Below are 16,922 nucleotides of genomic sequence, written 5' to 3' on the forward strand. Positions count from 1 at the left end.
AGGACGGGCAGCAGGACCAACACCTCGGAAGGGAACACCATGGCGAAGGAACGCGGCGAGAAGATCGTGGCGACGAACCGTCGCGCGCGCCACGACTACCTGATCGAGGACACGTACGAGGCCGGCATGGTCCTGTCCGGGACCGAGGTGAAGTCGCTCCGCGAGGGGCGGGCCTCGCTCGTCGACGGCTACGCCTTCATCGACGCCGGGGAAGCCTGGCTCGACGCCGTGCACATCCCGGAGTACACCGAGGGCACGTGGAACAACCACACGCCGCGGCGGAAGCGCAAGCTGCTCCTGCACAAGCAGCAGATCGTGAAGATCTCGCACAAGACGGCGCAGGGCGGCTACACACTGGTCCCGCTGCAGATCTACTTCCACGACGGTCGCGCGAAGGTCGAGATCGCGGTCGCCAAGGGCAAGCGCGAGTTCGACAAGCGTCAGGCGCTTCGGGAGAAGACCGACAAGCGCGAGGCCGAGCGGGCGATGCGCTCGCGGAACCGCCTCGGCGAGTGACAGACCTCCCCTTCGTCGGCTAGACTGGGGGACCGCTCCGATCCGGAGCACTTGACAACTCCACAGCGCGACAGCGGCTCGCACGTTCCGGCCTGTACGGGGATGATCGGTTTCGACATTGCCTGTGTGCCGACGGGAAGCGGGCCGAGGACCCACGGTCATCTCGTGAACGATCCGTGGAAAACAACAAGTGCCAATTCCAAGCGCACTGACTTCGCTCTCGCTGCGTAAGCAGCCCAGCACATGAAGTCCGTCGGCCAGGTGACCGTCCCCTAACCTGATCCCGGCGTCATCCAGAGGACTTGCTGCACGGTTGCGCCTCAGGGCCGTGCGGGACTTGCACTGAGACTGGGCTCGTCGTTCTAGAAGCCGGTAGCAAAGGACGGAGCCGAGCAGAACGCCTCATCCGGATACGCCCGTAGAAGACGTCGAAGCGCAGCGATGGACGGGGGTTCGATTCCCCCCATCTCCACCGATCGCCGGACGTCGAGCCGCTGTCGCAGTGCTCCTCAAGGGTCAGTGCCCGTGAAGGGTCAGTGCCCGCAAAGGCGCTGGTGTTGTCTGAACGCCCCGTCGTCGTCCCCTGGACGATGCCGGGGCGTTCGCTGTTCGCGGGAGCGCTGGCGACTACTGTCCGGATCAGGTTCGGGAGGGACCCGGACCGGTGCACGAGAGGGTGTGTCGCGTGGTGCAGGAGATCGCGATCCGTGTCCGGCTGCGAGAGCAGGAACGCGTGGGGTTGGCGGAGTACGAGCGGATCGTCGGGTCGGTGGCCTCGGTCGCGGCCGTCGTCGCGTGGCTGCCGATGCCGGAGTCTCGGCTGGTGCTCCGGGGTCGCGGCGCCGAGCCCGTGCGCCTCGAGACCCTGTCGTACGGGTCGGTGTTCGAGATGCTCGTCGTCCTGGACCAGCGGTCGCCCGCGGTCGAGCGTGCTGCCGCCGCGGTCGCCGCCCTGGTCGACGCCGTCCGGGACGAAGCCGTCGCCGACGACGCGGCCGGGGTGGCCGGGGAGCTCGACCGGCTCGACCGTGCGGCGCCGCGGGGTCGGTCGGGCGTCGAGCGGAGCCTGCGCGCGTTCCTCGAGGGGGCACGGTCCGACGTGCTCGCGCGGCGGACGACGACGCGGGTGCGTGCGGCCCAGGCGCTGCTCCGGCTCGCTGAGGACGGGGCGGAGATCATCGTCGAGCGGGTGGACGACGCGCTGGCGCCCGAGGTGAGCGAGGCGCCGGTCGAGGCGGCCGCGGAGACCGGCAGTGTCGTCGTGCTCGCCGAGCCGGGGGCGCCGGACGACACCGAGCTCGGTGGCGAGGAGGATCAGGACGTCGAGAAGCAGCAGAAGAAGAAGAAGAAGAAGAAGTCCGACAAGAAGAAGCCGGGCAAGAAGCAGGACGAGGAGCAGAGCGAGAAGAAGGACGGGAAGACGAAGAAGGACAAGGGAAAGGGCAAGGAGAAGCACAGCAAGAAGAAGCACAGCAAGAAGTCCTGACCCGTCCGGCCGGAAGGCTGTGGAATTGTACAGTGCTCTTGTTTCCATCGTGTTAAACAATCCGCCACCGGGGCCCGCGCAGTGCCAGCATCGTGACGCGCGACTCCGTCCGATGGGGTCGCCCCGTCGAACGGAGCTGCAGTGGACACCACCACGACCCAGGCGCTGCCGGACTCCGGCCTGAAGCGCAACGTCGGTTTCATCGGGCTCATCTGGGCCTCGACCGGATCGATCATCGGCTCCGGCTGGCTGTTCGGGTCGCAGGAGGCCCTGAAGACCGCCGGCCCGGCCGCGATCATCTCGTGGGTGATCGGCGGGGTCGCCGTCCTCGTCCTCGCGCTCGTGCACGCCGAGCTCGGCGGCATGTTCCCGATCGCCGGCGGCACGGCCCGCTTCCCGCACATCGCCTTCGGCGGGATCGCGGGAGCGTCGTTCGGCTGGTTCTCCTGGCTGCAGTCCGTGACGGTCGCCCCGATCGAGGTCGAGGCGATGATCAAGTACGCGCAGCACTGGCAGTTCGCCCACCCGTGGCTGCACACCGTCGTCGTGGGCGGCGAGACGCAGCAGCTGCTGACCGGTGCGGGGATCGCCGTCGCGATCGTCCTGATGGCCGTCGTCACGGTGATCAACCTGCTGAGCGTCCGGATCCTGGCGAACACGAACTCCGCCGCGACCTGGTGGAAGGTCGCGATCCCGCTGCTCGTCATCATCGTGCTGGCCTTCAGCGGCTTCCACGGCGAGAACTTCACGGCGGCGGACGGCTTCCTGCCGCAGGGGGCGAAGGGCATCCTCGCCGCGGTGTCGACCTCGGGCATCATCTTCGCGTTCCTCGGCTTCGAGCAGGCGGACCAGCTCGCGGGCGAGGCGAAGAACCCGAAGCGCGACATCCCGCGCGCCGTCATCGGCTCCGTGGTCATCGGGCTCGTGATCTACCTGCTGCTCCAGGTCGTGTTCCTCGGCGCGCTGCAGTCCGGGGCGGTGCAGGGCTCGTGGGCGACCGCCGACTTCACGAAGTACACCGGCCCGTTCGCCGACATCGCGATGGCCGCGGGGCTGACCTGGCTCGCGGTGGTCATCTTCGTCGACGCGATCATCTCCCCGGCGGGCACCGGCCTGATCTACGTGACCGCGACGACGCGCATCTCGTACGGCCTGAGCCGCAACGGCTACTTCCCGAAGGCGTTCGAGTGGACGACGAAGGCCGGCGTGCCGTGGGTCGGCCTCGTGACCGCGTTCGTCGTCGGCTGTGCGTGCTTCGCCCCGTTCCCGTCGTGGCAGGGGCTCGTCAGCCTCATCACGAGCGCGTCGGTGCTCATGTACGCCGGGGCGCCGCTGGCCCTCGGGGCGTTCCGGAAGCGCATCCCGGAGGTCGAGCGCCCCTACCGGATGCCGATCGCGTCGGTCCTGTCGCCGGTGGCCTTCATCATCGCCAACCTGATCATCCTGTGGACCGGGTGGGACACCGACTGGAAGCTCGGCGTCGCGATCCTCATCGGCGCGGTCGTCATCGTCCTGAACAACGTGTTCCGCGGTGCGACCAGCGTCCGCCCCCGGTGGGACTGGAAGGCGGCGCAGTGGCTGCTGCCGTACCTGGTCGGGATGGGCCTCATCGTGTTCCTCAGCGACTTCGGCCCGCTGACGCACCCGGTGTTCCCACTCTGGGTGGACATCGTCGTCGTGGCCGTGTTCTCGCTCGTGGTCTACTTCTGGGCGATCGCCTCGGCGTCCCCGCGGGAGGAGATCCTCCGCACCGCCGCGGACGTCCGGGACGTCGAGGAGTCCAACGTCCTCGAGCCCGTCCGCCACTAGAAGTCGAACAGGTTCCCCCGCAGACCCCCGTCCCCGTACTCCCGCCGCAGCAGCCCGCGGCGTCGGAGCACGGGGACGAGGTCGCCCGTCATCCGGTACACCTGAGCCGGGTGCAGGTCGCCGGACAGGATGAACCCGTCGTTGTCGGCGTCGGCGCCGAGCTCCTCGGCGAAGTCCGCGAACTCCTCGGCCGTGCCGACGAACCCATCCCGGGTGCGCAGCCGCCCGAGCCGTGCCTTCCGGGTCAGGAGCTCCCGCAGCGGCGCGTCCGGGGTGTCGCCGAGCAGGCCGCGGATCGTCCCGGCGGAGACGTGCTCGCCGAACGTCCCGGCGGGCACGGGCGCGTCGAGGTCGAGCACGGTCAGGTCCGTCTCCGAGTCGCTCGACCACGCCACGGCCGCGGCCAGCAGCGCCTCGTCGGTCGGGTGGGCGGACGCGTCGACGAGCCGGTCGGCCTCCTCCGCCGAGGCGACGAGGACCGGCTTCACCACGAACAGCACGCGCACGTCGTCGGCGCTCCGACCGGCGTCCGCCGCGGCGGCGAGCACGCGGGCGCGGTACTCCCGGACGGCGGCGGCCGACAGCGGCGCGAGGGCGAGCTGCACGTCCGAGTGCGTCCCGGCGAAGCCGAGCCCGCGTCCGGAGCCGCCGGGGGAGACCACGACCGGGTCCGTGTCGAGCGGCAGCGCGTTGAGCGGTCCGTCGGCGGTGAAGTACGCGCCCTCGTGGTGGAAGGCGTCGAGCGCGTCCCCGTCCGCGAAGTGCCAGTCGGGAAGGGAACCGACGTACCCGTCGCCCCACGAGTGCCAGAGCCGCCGCAGCAGCGTGATCCACTCCTCGGCCCGGTCGTACGCGGCGTCGTGGGGGAGCGGCGCCGCGCCGACGTGCCGGGCACTCCCGGTGTCCGTGACGACGTTCAGGCCGAACCGGTCCGACGACAGGTGCGCGAGCGTGGCGGCCTGCCGGGCGGCCAGGTACGGCGGGGTGATCCCGGCGTTCACCGTCGGAGCGATGCCGATGTGCGAGGTGGCGGCGAACAGGTACGGCGCCAGCAGCAACGGGTCGTGCTTCGGGCCGCCGTAGGCCTGCCGGATGCGCAGGTCCAGGGTGGACGGGTTGCCGAGGGAGATCGCGTCCTCGGCGATCACCAGGTCCATGCCGGCCTGCTCGAGGGCGCGAACAGACTGCTGGTACAGGTCCGGCTTGGTCCAGTCGTGGCCCCAGTCCCAGTCCGCCCGCCCCCACGCCTGCGGGCCGAAGCCCCGCGAGAAGAAGTACCCGAAGTGCTGCAGGTCCGCCATCTCACGCCACCTGCGTCGCCGCACGGCCCGCGGCGGACGCGCCACGGGCCTCCCGGCCGGCCGTGGAGCCGACCACCCTGCGGACCGCGGCGAACCCGCGCTCCAGGTCGCGGAGCAGGTCCGCGACGTCCTCGATCCCGACGGACAGGCGGACGAGGCCGTCGTCGATGCCCTGCGCGGCCCGCTCGGCGGGCGTCCGACCGGCGTGCGTCGTCGTGGCGGGGTGCAGGACGAGCGAGCGGACGTCGCCCAGGTGGGTCATCCGGCTGAACAGCTCGACGGCGTCGATGAAGGCCCGCGCCGCCGGCTCGCCACCGGCGAGCGTGAAGGCGAAGACGGACCCGGCTCCGCGGGGCAGGTAGCGCTGGGCGAGGTCGTGGTACGGACTGGAAGCGAGGCCCGCGTGGTCGACGCTCGTCACCTCCGGCTGCTGGTCCAGCCAGGTGGCGACCGCCAGCGCGTTCGCGCAGTGGCGCTCGACGCGCAGGCTGAGGGTCTCGATGCCCTGGCGGAGCAGGAAGGCGTTGAACGGCGACGGTGTCGGACCGATGCGGGACGCGATGACGTCCCGCGCGTACACCACCCAGGCGCGGGGGCCGTGGACGTCGACGTAGCTGCGGCCGCCGAGGGCGTGCTCGGGCGTCGTCAGGTGCGTCCACCGCTCCGGGGCGGCGGACCAGTCGAACGTGCCGGCGTCCACGACGACCCCGCCGAGGCCGGACCCGTGGCCGGACAGGAACTTCGACGCGGAGTGCACGACGACGTCAGCGCCGTGCTCGACCGGACGGACGAGGTACGGCGTCGCGAGGGTGTTGTCGACCACGAGCGGGACCCCGGCGCGGTGGGCGGTGGCGGCGACCCCGGCGATGTCGAGCACGTCGTTCTTCGGGTTCGGGATGGTCTCGGCGAAGAAGGCCTTCGTGTTCGGACGGACGGCCGCGGCCCACGCGTCGAGGTCTCGGGCGTCGGCGACGAAGTCCACCTCGATGCCGAGCCGGCCGAGGTTCTGCAGGAGCAGCCCGCGGGTGCCCTCGTAGATGCTCTGCGCGCTGACGACGTGGTCGCCGGCCTGCAGCAGACCGAGGAACGCGACCGTCGCCGCCGCCTGGCCGCTCGCGACGAGGATCGCCTCGGCGCCGCGCTCGAGCAGGGCGATGCGCCGTTCGACGTCGGCGTTCGTCGGGTTGCCGAGGCGCGTGTACGTGTAGCCGTCGTCGTTGCCGGCGAAGCGGTCGCGGGCCTGGTCGAAGTCCTCGAACAGGAAGCCGGAGGTCATGTGCACGGCGGGGACCCGGGCGCCGTGGTCGGCGTCGGGCCGGAACCCGCCGTGGACCTGTTCGGTGGTGAAGCCGTGGCCGTCGTGTGACATGGGGTCCCTCCGGGTGTGGGTCGTGCGGGTACTCTCGCACCCCGACGGCCGCCGTGGGGGCTGTGCGGCGCCCGGTTACGCCCGCGTGCTGCCGTGCCGCGGGTCAGAACAGGGCGCGGACGCCGGTGGCCAGGGTGTCCCAGACGACGAGCAGCGGGTCGCGGGCCAGCCACACCGCGACGGCGTTCACGGCCACGAACAGCACGAACCACACCGCGGCGGGCAGGCGCATCTCGGCCGCTGCGATGTGGAAGTCCGTCTGCACGCGGGCTCCGGTCAGCAGCCACCGCGCGACGGCGACCACCGAGCGGACCCCGTCCACGACGAACGCCGCCCCGACGCCGGCGACGACGAGCACCGTGGCCTCGGAGGGACGCAGCGCCACCCAGAGCGCGAGCGCGTCGAAGCCGACGACCACGAGCAGCCCGAACCAGTTCCGGACGAACGCCAGGGCGACGAGCCCCACCACGCCGAGCACCACGACCGGCAGCCACCGGGAGCCGTGCAGCACCCCGGCGAGCAGCAGCACACCCGCCCACACCGGCGCACTGTAGCCAGCGAACAGGTTCGCGATCCGGACCGCCCACCGCACCGCGGCGGGGACGCGGCCGAGTCGGACCCAGGCCTCGCCGGAGCCGTCCGGGTGCAGGTCGATCCGCTCGATGCGTCCGCCGAACGGCACGACCACGACGCAGTGCCCCACCTCGTGCACGATCGTCGCGGCGATCCGGGCGACGCGGCCGAGGAACGGCACGAAGGGCAGCAGGGCGCCGACCAGGACGGCGACGAAGACGAGCGGCGGGGCAGCGGTCACGGCGACCAGGATGACAGGGCGCACCTCGGACCCAGCCGGACGCGACCGACGCTCGGCCGGGCCCAGCCGACGCTCGGCCAGGCCCAGCCGACGCTCGGCCGGGCCCAGCCGACGCCCGGCCGGACGCTCAGCCGGGCAGGACGGCGACGAGCACCACGACCACCGTGACGAGGACGACGAGTGCGGCCGTGACGGCGACGGACACCGTCACCCGGTTCACCCGGGTGTGACGGGCCATGCGCCCCCCACCGCCCGCGCGGTGCCCCGCGGCTTGTCGACGTCGCACCCCGCCTGCAGCGCGAGCTCCCGGGCGAGCATCTGCAGCGGGACGACCGCCTCGACCGGCCCCCACGGAGCGGTCCCGCGGCCCCAGGCGAGGTCCGCGGTCGCGTTCCGGGACGCCGTGAGCGCCGGGACGTCGGAGTCCGCGCCGCCGATGGTCACGACGAGCGCCCCGCGGGCCCGGACCTCGGCGACGTCTGCCCGGAGCCGGTGGTCGCCGTGGTCGACGACGACGACCGGGATGCCCTCGTCGACGAGGGCGAGCGGGCCGTGCTTGAGTTCGCCGGCGGGGTGCGCCTGGGCCCACCGGTAGCTCAGCTCCGTGGTCTTCAGGGCGCCCTCCGCCGCGTACGGCAGCCCGGGACCCCGGCCGAGGAACAGGAAGCCCGGGGCGTCCCGCACCGTCGCGGCGAGCAGCGGCACCCGGTCGGCGGCGACCGCCGCCGCGGCCGCCATCCGTCCGGGCAGCTCGGCGAGTTCGTCGACCAGGGCGGCCGCCCGGGCGGGATCGAGCCGCCCGGAGGCGACGAGCGCCGAGACGACCGCGGTCACGCCGACGACCACCTGCGCCGTGAAGGTCTTCGTGGCGGTGACCCCGACCTCGGGCCCCGCGTCGCAGTCGAGCACCGCGTCGGCGCGGCGGGCGAGCGAGGAGTGCACGTCGTTCGTCAGCGCGAGGACCGGGTTGCGGTCCTCGAACCGGTCGAGCGCCCGGAGCACGTCGGCGGTCTCACCGGACCGGCTGATCGCCACGACGAGCGTGCCCGGTGCGAGGACCACCTGGTCGGACTCGCTCGCCGCGACGACGTCGGTCGGGACCCCTCCGAGTCGTCGGAGCACGCCCGCGACGACCTGCCCGGCGTGCAGCGACGTCCCGCACGCCACGACCGCCAACCGGTCGAACGCGGGTAGCCCGAGACCGGCCCAGGTGCTCCCGTCGACGGTCCGGCGGCCGACCCGGTCCAGGATCGTGGCGACGATCGCCGGCTGCTCGCCGATCTCCTTCGCCATGTGGTCCGCGTGGTCCCCGCGGTCCGGCGTGTCCGTGGCGAAGGGCGCCGGCGTCGGGAACGGCACGGGGACCGCCAGCCCACCGGACGACCACGACCACGCCTCGCCGAGCTCGACGACGTCCCCGTCGCGCAGCGGCACGAACGTCTCGCACCACGGCGCGATCGCCCCGACGTCGCTCGCCACGAAGTCCCCGCGGTCCGACCGGGCGACGACGAGCGGCGACCGATGAGCCGCCGCGACCATCCGGCCGTCCCGGGCGTCCAGGACGACGACCGCCCAGGACCCCTCGAGCTGCGCCGTGGTCAGCTGCACCGCGAGCATGAGGTCCGGGTCGACGGTCAACGCCCGCTCGACCAGGTGCGCCACGACCTCGGAGTCGCCCTCGGAGCGGAACACGTGCCCCTGCGCCTCGAGCGAGCTCCGCAGGCACCCGGCGTTCGCGATCGTGCCGTTGTGCACGATGCTGATCCGCCCGGAGCAGTCCGCGTGCGGGTGGGCGTTCCGCTCGCTCACCGCGCCGCGGGTCGCCCACCGGGTGTGCGCGATCCCCGCACCGGTCGCCGCGCTGGCCACGGGGACCGTCGCCGCGTGCTCGGCCACGCGCGCCCGCAGGTCGCCGACGCGGGACACGGAGCGGACCGTCTCGATCGTCCCGGCCGCCGTCCGCACCGCCACGCCCACCGAGTCGTACCCCCGGTACTCGAGCCGCTCGAGACCGTCGAGCAGGTAGGGGGTGGCGTCGTCGGTGACACGGGCCGCGATGATGCCGCACATCTGGTGTCCGATCGGTGGGACTGCTGGGGGAGTTCGGCACCGACCGCCGTCGGGTCTGCCGCGCATCCGGGTCCGCCGGCCGGACCGCCGCCCGCCCCCGGATCAGGCGGGGGCGGACGACGGCGTTCGTGGCCGACGGTTCGGGTACCGGACGAGGGTCCGCGGACGGGTCCCCTCCAGGGGGCACGACGGTCGGTGCAGGAGCAGCCTCCACCGCGGCGGAGGCCCCGGCAACGGCCGCCCGCCCCTCTTGCGGTTCCCCGCCGCCGCGGTGCGCCGCGGCGACGGTCGTGCGGTCTCCCGCAACCGGACCCGGCGGTCACCAGGGTGGGACGACGACGGACGGGAGGCCCGGTACCAGCTGGTACCGGGCCTCCCGTCCGTCAGGGGGTCGCGTCCACGTCACCGCGGTGGCGGACGCGACCCGTCACGTGAGCAGCGCCACCAGGTGCGAGCGCGAGCGCGCGCCGACCTTGCGGTAGATCTGCGTGAGCCGCAGCTCCACCGTCCGCTGCGACATGAACAGCGACGAGGCGATCTCGCGGTTGCGGTAGCCCTCCGTCACCTTCTGCACGACCGCGCGCTCCTCGGCCGTGAGCGTCGTGAGCACCGCCGACGCGTCCGGCACGCTCCGCGGGGATCCCGGCGCCTGCGCGCTCGGGACGGAGCGCACCGACGACGGGGCCGCGAAGGACGGCATCGCCGCACTCGCGACCGGCGTCACGAGCGGCCGCCGGAGCCCGGCTGCCTCGTACGACGCCGCCGCAGCGGCACCGAGCCGCGGACGCTCCGCCGCGGTGCCGACGCAGGCGAGCGCGGCGAACGTGCGGGCCCGCTCGTACTGCGAGTCGTGCGGCTGGAACAGCTCCAGCGCACGGCGCCGCGCGGCGTCGCGGGTCGTGTCGTCCGCGACGAGCGCCAGGCTCCTGGCGAGCACCAGGGCACCCCACCGCGACGGCCGGGCGTGGTGGTCCGCCGCGAGCCGTGCCGTCACGGTGCGTGCGTCGTCCGTCCGACCGGCCCGGACGTAGCCCTCGACGAGGTCGCCGAGGTGCCGGAGCATCGTCGGGTTCCGCATCGAGCGGCCCACGGCGTCCGCGGCCTCGAGGGCGACCACGGCCTCCTCGACCCGGCCGTCCAGCAGGAGCACCCGCCCACGGAGCGCGTGCAGCTTCGCCGTCGTGGCCCACAGCTGGTTCGTCGACCGCTGCGCGAGGCACCGGTCCACCACCTCGAGGGCCTCGTGGGAGCGCCCCTCGGCGAAGTGCCGGTACGCGATCGCGAGCGCCCGGGAGGCCTCCGGCGGACGCCGGTCCGCACCGGCCGCGGCGTCCCAGACGTCGATCGCCCGGAGCGCCTGCCGGTAGTTGCCGGAACGCAGCTCGTTCTCGGCGGACAGGTAGCGGGCGGCCTCGGTCCAGACCGCCTGGGTCTCCTGGCTGCGGGCCATCGCCAGGGCGAACACCCGGCGGGCGCTGCGGTGGCGCTCGCCGAGGCTCAGGGCGTGCGCGACGAGGAGCAGCGCGGGGTCGGACAGTGCGAGCAGCTGCGACGTCGCGAGGCCGTCGTAGAGCTCGGTGTCCGGCGCGAGCGTGCCGTCGATCGCGTCGACGAGGTGCGACACCGCGGTGGCGATCTCCGCGGTGTGCACGTCGACCGCCGGGCGGAGCGCCTCGACCCGGGCGAGCAGGTCGCGGGCCTGCTCGAGGTCCCAGGACTCGGCGCGGAAGCTCGCGACGGTCGCGAGGAGTCCTGCCGCCGCGGGCGCTTCGGGTGCGTCCGGGGCGACGGGCACGAGCAGCTCGTCCGCGTGCACGACCTCGCCGCGCAGGTACTGCACGGAGTACAGCAGCCGCAGGCGGCGGACCTCGTCGGCGGTCCGGCGGAACGGCCGGATCGCGGCGAGGTACCGTGCGGCGAGCCCGAGCATGCGGTTCGCGAGCATCGCCTCGGCGACGCCCAGGAGCGCCGCGCGCTCGTCCTCGCAGCCGGAGCCGACGTGCAGGGCGCGCTCGGCGAGGGCCACTGCGGCGTTCGGCACGCCGTCCGCCACGTAGCCCGCGGCCGCGGTCAGCAGACCGACCACGTCCGGGACGTCGTCGACGAAGCTGCGGTGCCAGGTCGCCGCACGGGGGTCGGACTCCGCGACCACGCCGGCGAGCTCGGTGTGCCCGGCGCGCCGCTGTCGAGCGGACATCCGCCACCAGAGCACCGATCGCACGAGCGGGTCGCGGACGGTGACGCTCTGGCCGCGCACCGCGACGAGCCCGGCGTCGGCCAGGTCGTCGACGGTGTCCCGGTCCCACGCCGCCGTGCGTGCGACGGGGGCGAGCGCGAGGCGGGCGAGGACGTCCAGATCGCGTCCTCCCTCGCTCTCGTGCTCGAGGGAACGGTCGGCGATCGCCTCGCCGGTCGCCGTCGGACGCAGGGGGAGCAGGAGCGGCTCGGTGCCGGTCCGCTGCTCCGGGGTGAGCGCGTCGACCTGCTCGCGGAGGGCGCCGGGGTTGCCCCCGGTCTCCTGGGCGAGCACGGCGAGAACGCCCTCGTTCGCGTCCGCGGGCGCCATCGAGCGCGCCGCGACCAGTGCTTCGTCGGCGGTCAGCGGTTCGAGCCGCAGCGTCGGCAGGGACGCGAGCGGCCCGTCCGACGGGACCGAGCGGACCGTGGCGACCAGGCGCAGGGCCGTGCCGGCCAGCCGACCGGCGAGGAACGCGATGAGCTCCTGGCTCTCCGCGTCCATCCGGTCGAGGTCGTCGATGAGGACGACCGTCGGCGGCAGGGTCAGCGTCTGCACGGCCTCGAGGAAGTCGTGCGCCGCAGCGAGTCCGCCCGAGCCGGAGCCCGGGGCGTCGGACTCCAGGAGCAGGGCGATGTGGGCCGACGCACGGGGGTCGTCGAGCGCGGTGAACAGGGAGGTCACGCCGGCGAGCGGCCAGCGGGACTCGGTCCCGTTGACACCGACGCGCACGACGGGGAGGGCGACGCGGTTCGCGACCGCGTCGAGGACGCTGCTGCGTCCGGAACCAGGGTCGCCGACGACGACCATCGCGCACTCACGAGGGAGTGCTGCGAGGGTCGCGATCCGGTCGACCTCGAGACGGCGACCGGTGAGTGCCATGACTCACCGGCCCCCGGGTGTCGCGGCGGCGAGGGTGCGCGCGCCAGGATGGACGGGAACGAGATGCGGACGACGAGTGAGGGTGCACTCGGTTCCGCGCGGGAACGATGAAGACATCGTCTGTACCACCCCTCGGGTTAGGGTTTCTGGACGAGACACGACGGGTCCGACACCGCTCTCGGACCTAGGGAATCCGAGGCAGTCTCCGACCTGACGCTGCCGTCACAGTAACCCAGGTCCGGCACCACTTCGAGGGCCGCGGCGACGAGTTGTCCGCTCGCGTTGTCCCCAGTCCGGGGGGTCGTCCGGCGGGGCGTCCAGCGCGGCACACCGGGGGAGGCGTCGGGCTGGGGTACACGCCGTGGCGGTGCGTCGGGACCGTTCCCTTCCGCTCCGGGCCGCGCCGTCGGACGTGCCCCGGTGGAGGGGTACGTCCGGGGTCGACGGGGTCAGCGTCGGGTCAGTGCCGGGTCACTGCCTGGTCATGGGCGGCGGACGACCTCGACGACGGCGTCGTGCACGAGCCCGTTCGTCGCGAGCGCGCTGCCGTGCCAGGGGCCGGGGTCGCCGTCGAGCGAGGTGAAGCGCCCGCCGGCCTCCTCGACGATCGGCACGAGGGCGGCCATGTCCCACGGCTTGAGGTCGGGCTCGCCGGCGACGTCGAGCACGCCCTCGGCCACGAGCATGTACGACCACATGTCGCCGTACGCGCGGGTGCGCCAGACGCTCCGGGAGAGCGCGACGAGGGCGTCGAGCCGGTCGTCGTCGTCCCACTGCTGGATACTGTTGTAGCTGATGCTCGCGTCGGCGAGCTCCGCGACGCCCGAGACCCGGAGCGGGCCGTCGGTGGAGTGCGCGCCGAGCCCCTCGGCGGCCCACCAGCGCTTCCCGAGCGCGGGCGCGCTGACCACGCCGAGCACCGGACGGCCGTCGACGGCCAGGGAGATGAGGGTCGCCCACACCGGGACGCCCCGCAGGTAGTTCGCGGTGCCGTCGATCGGATCGACGACCCACTGCCGGTGTCCCTCGCTCGTGGCCTCGGCGCCGGTGTCCGCGGTGGTCTCCTCGCCGAGGAACGCGTCGTCCGGCCGCTCGGCGGCGAGCCGGTCCCGCAGGGCGCGCTCGACCGCCTGGTCGGCGTCGGTCACGTGCGTGCTGTCGGCCTTCTTCGACACGTGCAGGTCCGCGGCGCGGAAGCGCTCGAGGCTGATCGCGTCGGCGGTGTCGGCGAGGGAGCGGGCGAAGTCCAGGTCGGCGCTGAGGTCCACGGCGTCAGCGTACCGGCGGCCGGGTCGTGCAGGGCGGACGGCGCTAGGCAGCGACGACCGACTCCTCTTCGTAGCGCGAGACCGCGCGCTCCCGGGCGAGGCGGCTCCGACGTGCGGCGAGGCCGTGCACGACGACGCCGAGCAGCACCGCGACGGCGAGCCAGAGCGCCAGCACGAGTGCGGGACGGCCGAGTGAGGACGTCGGGAAGTACACCAGGTCCTGCGCGGCCTGGAGCCACGCTGCGCCGCTCCAGAAGGTGTTCAGGGCCGCGAAGAACCCGGGCTGGAACGTCGGCTGGAAGATCCCGCCGGAACTCGTGAAGTTGAGCATCACGAAGAGCATCGTGAGGATCGGCGTCGTCCACCGGCCGAGCAGCGGGTGCAGGCCGACCCCGAGCGCGATGACGATCGCGTCGTAGAGCCAGGCGAACAGGAACACCTGCCAGCGGTGGTCCGGCACGACGCCGTAGACCGGGCCGGCGACGATCGTGCCGATGCCGGCGACTGCCGCGGCGGTCGCGGCACCGACGACGACGGTCCAGAACGCCCGGAGGCGCGTGGCGACCGCGGCCACGGCGATGGCCGAGGCGTACCCGCCGACGCTCAGGCCGACGAGCAGGAAGAACAGGCCCTGGCCGGTGGGGTCCTCCGGTCCGGTCGGGACGACGTCCTGCACCGTGAAGGGCAGGTGCTGCTCGTAGGCGATCGGCAGGAAGACCTTCTGCGCGGCGGACGCGGTCGTCTCGCTCGCGGCGGACGAGACGTACAGCGTCGCCGCGTCCGTCGTCGGCGCGTACACGGCGGCGAGCTCGCGGTCCCTGACCTGCTGTTCGGCGGCAGCGGGCGAGGCCACGACGTGGGCGACGAGCTTGCCGTCGGAGCCGTCCGTGACGGTCTGGGCGAAGACCTGCGCCGCGGCGCCCTGACCGACGACACCGACCGGGAGCTCGTGCGGCGTCGGTGCGTGGAAGGCGCCGAGGTACGCGAGGGTCATACCGACCGCGAGGAAGAGGGGCACGAGGATGTGCGACCCGAAGCCGCGCAGCGTCCGCCCGAGGTGCTCGGGGCGCAGGACCGACGGACCGGACGGGCGGCGCGGCGGACGCGGCGCGGCGTGGTCGGCGTGGTGGTGCGACGGACGGGGCTCGGGGTTCGGGGTGACCACCAAGTTGTACTTTGCAACTTCTGACACGAGGGACGACTGTACACCCGTGCCGCCCGGGTCAGTCCGCGCCGGGGTCGTCCGCGCCCATGCCGGTCAGGAGCGCCCGGAAGGAGTCGAGCCGCTCGACACCGGTCGGCCCGAGCTCGCCGTCCTGCACCCGGTCGACGATCTCCCAGTCGTGCGCCTGGTCGAGCGGGATGCCGTCGGCGGGCTCGCGGACCGGGACGGCGTGCGACGCGAAGGCCCGGAAGACGTTCGCGGGCTCGACGTGCCCCAGGCCGAAGGACCGGACGCCGGGGGTGTCGATGATCCAGCCGCCGTCGCGCACGCGCAGGGCGATCGACGACGACGAGGTGTGCCGCCCACGGCCGGTGACCGCGTTCACGACGCCCGTCGCGCGGGTGGACCCCGTGATCGCGTTGACGAGCGTCGACTTGCCGACGCCCGAGTGCCCGACGGTGACCGTCACGCGCCCGTCCAGGACCTCGTGCAGGGCCTCGAACGGCACGTCGTCCGAGCGGCTCGTGACGATGCGCAGGTCCAGGCAGGCGAAGTGCGCGAGGAACGGTGCCGGGTCGGCGAGGTCGGTCTTGGTGACGCAGAGCACCGGGTCGAGGCCGGCGTCGAACGCGGCGACGAGGTACCGGTCGATCAGCCGGGGTCGGGGCTCCGGGTCGGCCGCCGCCACGACGACGAGCATCTGGTCGGCGTTCGCGACGATGACGCGCTCGACCTCGTCGGTGTCGTCGGCGCTCCGGCGGAGCAGCGTCGTGCGCTCGTCGACCTTCACGATGCGCGCGAGGGAGCCCGGCTCACCGGACACGTCGCCGACGAGCGAGACGCGGTCGCCGGTCACGACGGACTTCTTGCCGAGCTCGCGGGCCTTCGTCGCGGTGATCACGGCGTCGTCGACGAGCACGCCGAACCGGCCGCGGTCGACGTTCGTCACCCAGCCGCGGGTCGCGTCGTCGTACGTCGGCCGGGTCTTGGTGCGCGGACGGTTGCCCTTCGGGTTCGGCCGGATCCGGACCTTCGACTCGTACTGCCCGTACGGCTCGTCGTCGTCCGTGTCGTCACCGTCGACGTCGTCCCACCAGCTCATGCCCGTCACGCCCCGTCGCGGTCGGCGGAGTCGGAGGCGCCGGTCGCCACGAGGGCCGCCCAGAGCTCCGGGAACTGGGGCAGCGTCTTCGCGGTGCAGCCGATGTCGTCGACGGCGACGCCGTCGACGACGAGTCCCACGATCGCCCCGGCGGTGGCCATCCGGTGGTCGTCGTACGCGGCCCACGGGCCGCCGTGGAGCCGCGCCGGCGCGATCCGCAGGCCGTCGTCGAGTTCCTGCACCGTGCCTCCTGACCGGTTCACGTCCGCCGCGAGCGCGGCGAGCCGGTCCGTCTCGTGCCCGCGCAGGTGACCGATCCCGGTGATATCGCTCGGCGTGTCCGCCAGCGCGGCCAGTGCGACGAGCGCGGGGGCGAGCTCGCCACCGCGGGTCAGGTCCAGGTCCACCCCCGGCAAGGAGGCGCCACCCAGGATCCCGACGCCGCCGTCGACGAGCAGGTCGTCGCCGTCGCGCGTCACGGTCGCGCCCCAGCGCGGCAGCAGCGTCTCGAGGTCGGCACCGACCTGCGTCGTCGCGGCGGGCCAGGTGCGGATCCGCACCGTGCCACCGGCCACGAGGGCGGCGACGGCGAACGGCGCGGCGTTCGACAGGTCGGGCTCGATCGTGACGTCGCGCGCGGCGATCGGGCCGGGGTGCACGACCCACTCACCGACGGACGGCTGGTCGACGCGGACGCCGCGGGCGCGGAGCGCGGCGACGGTCATGTCGATGTGCGGCAGGCTCGGGAGTCGGTCGCCGACGTGGGTGAGGTGCAGGCCCTCCTCGAAGCGCGGCGCCGAGAGGAGCAGGCCGGAGACGAACTGCGACGACGCGCTCGCGTCGATGGTGAGCGCGCCGCCCCTGATCGAGCCGGTCCCGGTGAACGTGAACGGCATCGCGCCGT

At 73.3% G+C, this 16,922-nt stretch carries 12 protein-coding genes and 1 other RNA gene; 4 read left to right on the forward strand and 9 right to left on the reverse strand.

The annotated features are described in order from the left end of the window. Positions 1 to 39: 39 nt before the first annotated feature. From smpB to HUN59_RS08580, 4 genes are all read left to right on the forward strand, one after another. Positions 40 to 516 (forward strand): SsrA-binding protein SmpB, encoded by a 477-nt coding sequence (smpB, locus tag HUN59_RS08565; protein WP_058740695.1) that lies wholly within the window; start codon positions 40 to 42, stop codon positions 514 to 516. Positions 517 to 614: 98 nt separating this feature from the next. After that, positions 615 to 991: a transfer-messenger RNA gene (gene ssrA, locus HUN59_RS08570) on the forward strand. A 210-nt stretch (positions 992 to 1,201) separates the two neighbouring features. Then, positions 1,202 to 2,002 carry a hypothetical protein gene (locus HUN59_RS08575; RefSeq protein WP_174778108.1) on the forward strand — a complete coding sequence of 267 codons (801 nt, stop codon included), beginning with the start codon at positions 1,202 to 1,204 and terminating at the stop codon, positions 2,000 to 2,002. A gap of 141 nt (positions 2,003 to 2,143) precedes the next feature. After that, positions 2,144 to 3,811 (forward strand): APC family permease, encoded by a 1,668-nt coding sequence (locus HUN59_RS08580; RefSeq protein WP_217483638.1) that lies wholly within the window; start codon positions 2,144 to 2,146, stop codon positions 3,809 to 3,811. On the opposite strand, the gene HUN59_RS08585 is transcribed toward HUN59_RS08580, so the two are convergent. The 9 genes from HUN59_RS08585 to HUN59_RS08625 all read right to left on the reverse strand — a co-directional run. Then, positions 3,808 to 5,112, reverse strand: a complete 1,305-nt coding sequence (locus tag HUN59_RS08585) for an LLM class flavin-dependent oxidoreductase (RefSeq protein WP_174778109.1) — start codon at positions 5,110 to 5,112, stop codon at positions 3,808 to 3,810. The genes HUN59_RS08580 and HUN59_RS08585 overlap by 4 nt on opposite strands. A 1-nt stretch (position 5,113) precedes the next feature. Beyond that, on the reverse strand, positions 5,114 to 6,481 hold the full coding sequence (locus HUN59_RS08590) for an O-acetylhomoserine aminocarboxypropyltransferase/cysteine synthase family protein (RefSeq protein ID WP_174778110.1): 1,368 nt from the start codon (positions 6,479 to 6,481) through the stop codon (positions 5,114 to 5,116). 103 nt (positions 6,482 to 6,584) lie between these two features. Further along, entirely contained in the window at positions 6,585 to 7,295 is a 711-nt protein-coding gene (locus HUN59_RS08595) for a M50 family metallopeptidase (RefSeq protein WP_174778111.1), read from the reverse strand. A gap of 216 nt (positions 7,296 to 7,511) precedes the next feature. Next, on the reverse strand, positions 7,512 to 9,365 hold the full coding sequence (gene glmS, locus HUN59_RS08600) for a glutamine--fructose-6-phosphate transaminase (isomerizing) (RefSeq protein WP_174778112.1): 1,854 nt from the start codon (positions 9,363 to 9,365) through the stop codon (positions 7,512 to 7,514). Between the two features lie 427 nt (positions 9,366 to 9,792). After that, entirely contained in the window at positions 9,793 to 12,483 is a 2,691-nt protein-coding gene (locus HUN59_RS08605; protein ID WP_174778113.1) for a helix-turn-helix transcriptional regulator, read from the reverse strand. Between the two features lie 482 nt (positions 12,484 to 12,965). Further along, complete coding sequence (locus tag HUN59_RS08610; RefSeq protein WP_058740687.1) at positions 12,966 to 13,751, reverse strand: inositol monophosphatase family protein; 786 nt, start codon at positions 13,749 to 13,751, stop codon at positions 12,966 to 12,968. Positions 13,752 to 13,794: 43 nt separating this feature from the next. Next, positions 13,795 to 14,943: a hypothetical protein gene (locus tag HUN59_RS08615; RefSeq protein ID WP_144800931.1), complete on the reverse strand. Its 1,149-nt coding sequence runs from the start codon at positions 14,941 to 14,943 to the stop codon at positions 13,795 to 13,797. Between the two features lie 31 nt (positions 14,944 to 14,974). Next, positions 14,975 to 16,018: a ribosome small subunit-dependent GTPase A gene (gene rsgA, locus HUN59_RS08620; RefSeq protein ID WP_141861947.1), complete on the reverse strand. Its 1,044-nt coding sequence runs from the start codon at positions 16,016 to 16,018 to the stop codon at positions 14,975 to 14,977. A 5-nt stretch (positions 16,019 to 16,023) separates the two neighbouring features. Beyond that, the coding region (locus HUN59_RS08625; protein WP_368076215.1) for a 3-phosphoshikimate 1-carboxyvinyltransferase at positions 16,024 to 16,922 on the reverse strand (899 nt) is incomplete at its 5' end.

This window comes from Curtobacterium sp. Csp2 (assembly GCF_013347165.1).

Bases quoted from the DNA above. Each gene is read 5' to 3' on its own strand.
- glmS (WP_174778112.1), bottom strand. From the start codon at position 9,365: ATGTGCGGCATCATCGCGGCCCGTGTCACCGACGACGCCACCCCCTAC.
- HUN59_RS08585 (WP_174778109.1), bottom strand. From the start codon at position 5,112: ATGGCGGACCTGCAGCACTTCGGGTACTTCTTCTCGCGGGGCTTCGGC.
- HUN59_RS08605 (WP_174778113.1), bottom strand. From the start codon at position 12,483: ATGGCACTCACCGGTCGCCGTCTCGAGGTCGACCGGATCGCGACCCTC.
- rsgA (WP_141861947.1), bottom strand. From the start codon at position 16,018: ATGAGCTGGTGGGACGACGTCGACGGTGACGACACGGACGACGACGAG.
- HUN59_RS08590 (WP_174778110.1), bottom strand. From the start codon at position 6,481: ATGTCACACGACGGCCACGGCTTCACCACCGAACAGGTCCACGGCGGG.
- smpB (WP_058740695.1), top strand. From the start codon at position 40: ATGGCGAAGGAACGCGGCGAGAAGATCGTGGCGACGAACCGTCGCGCG.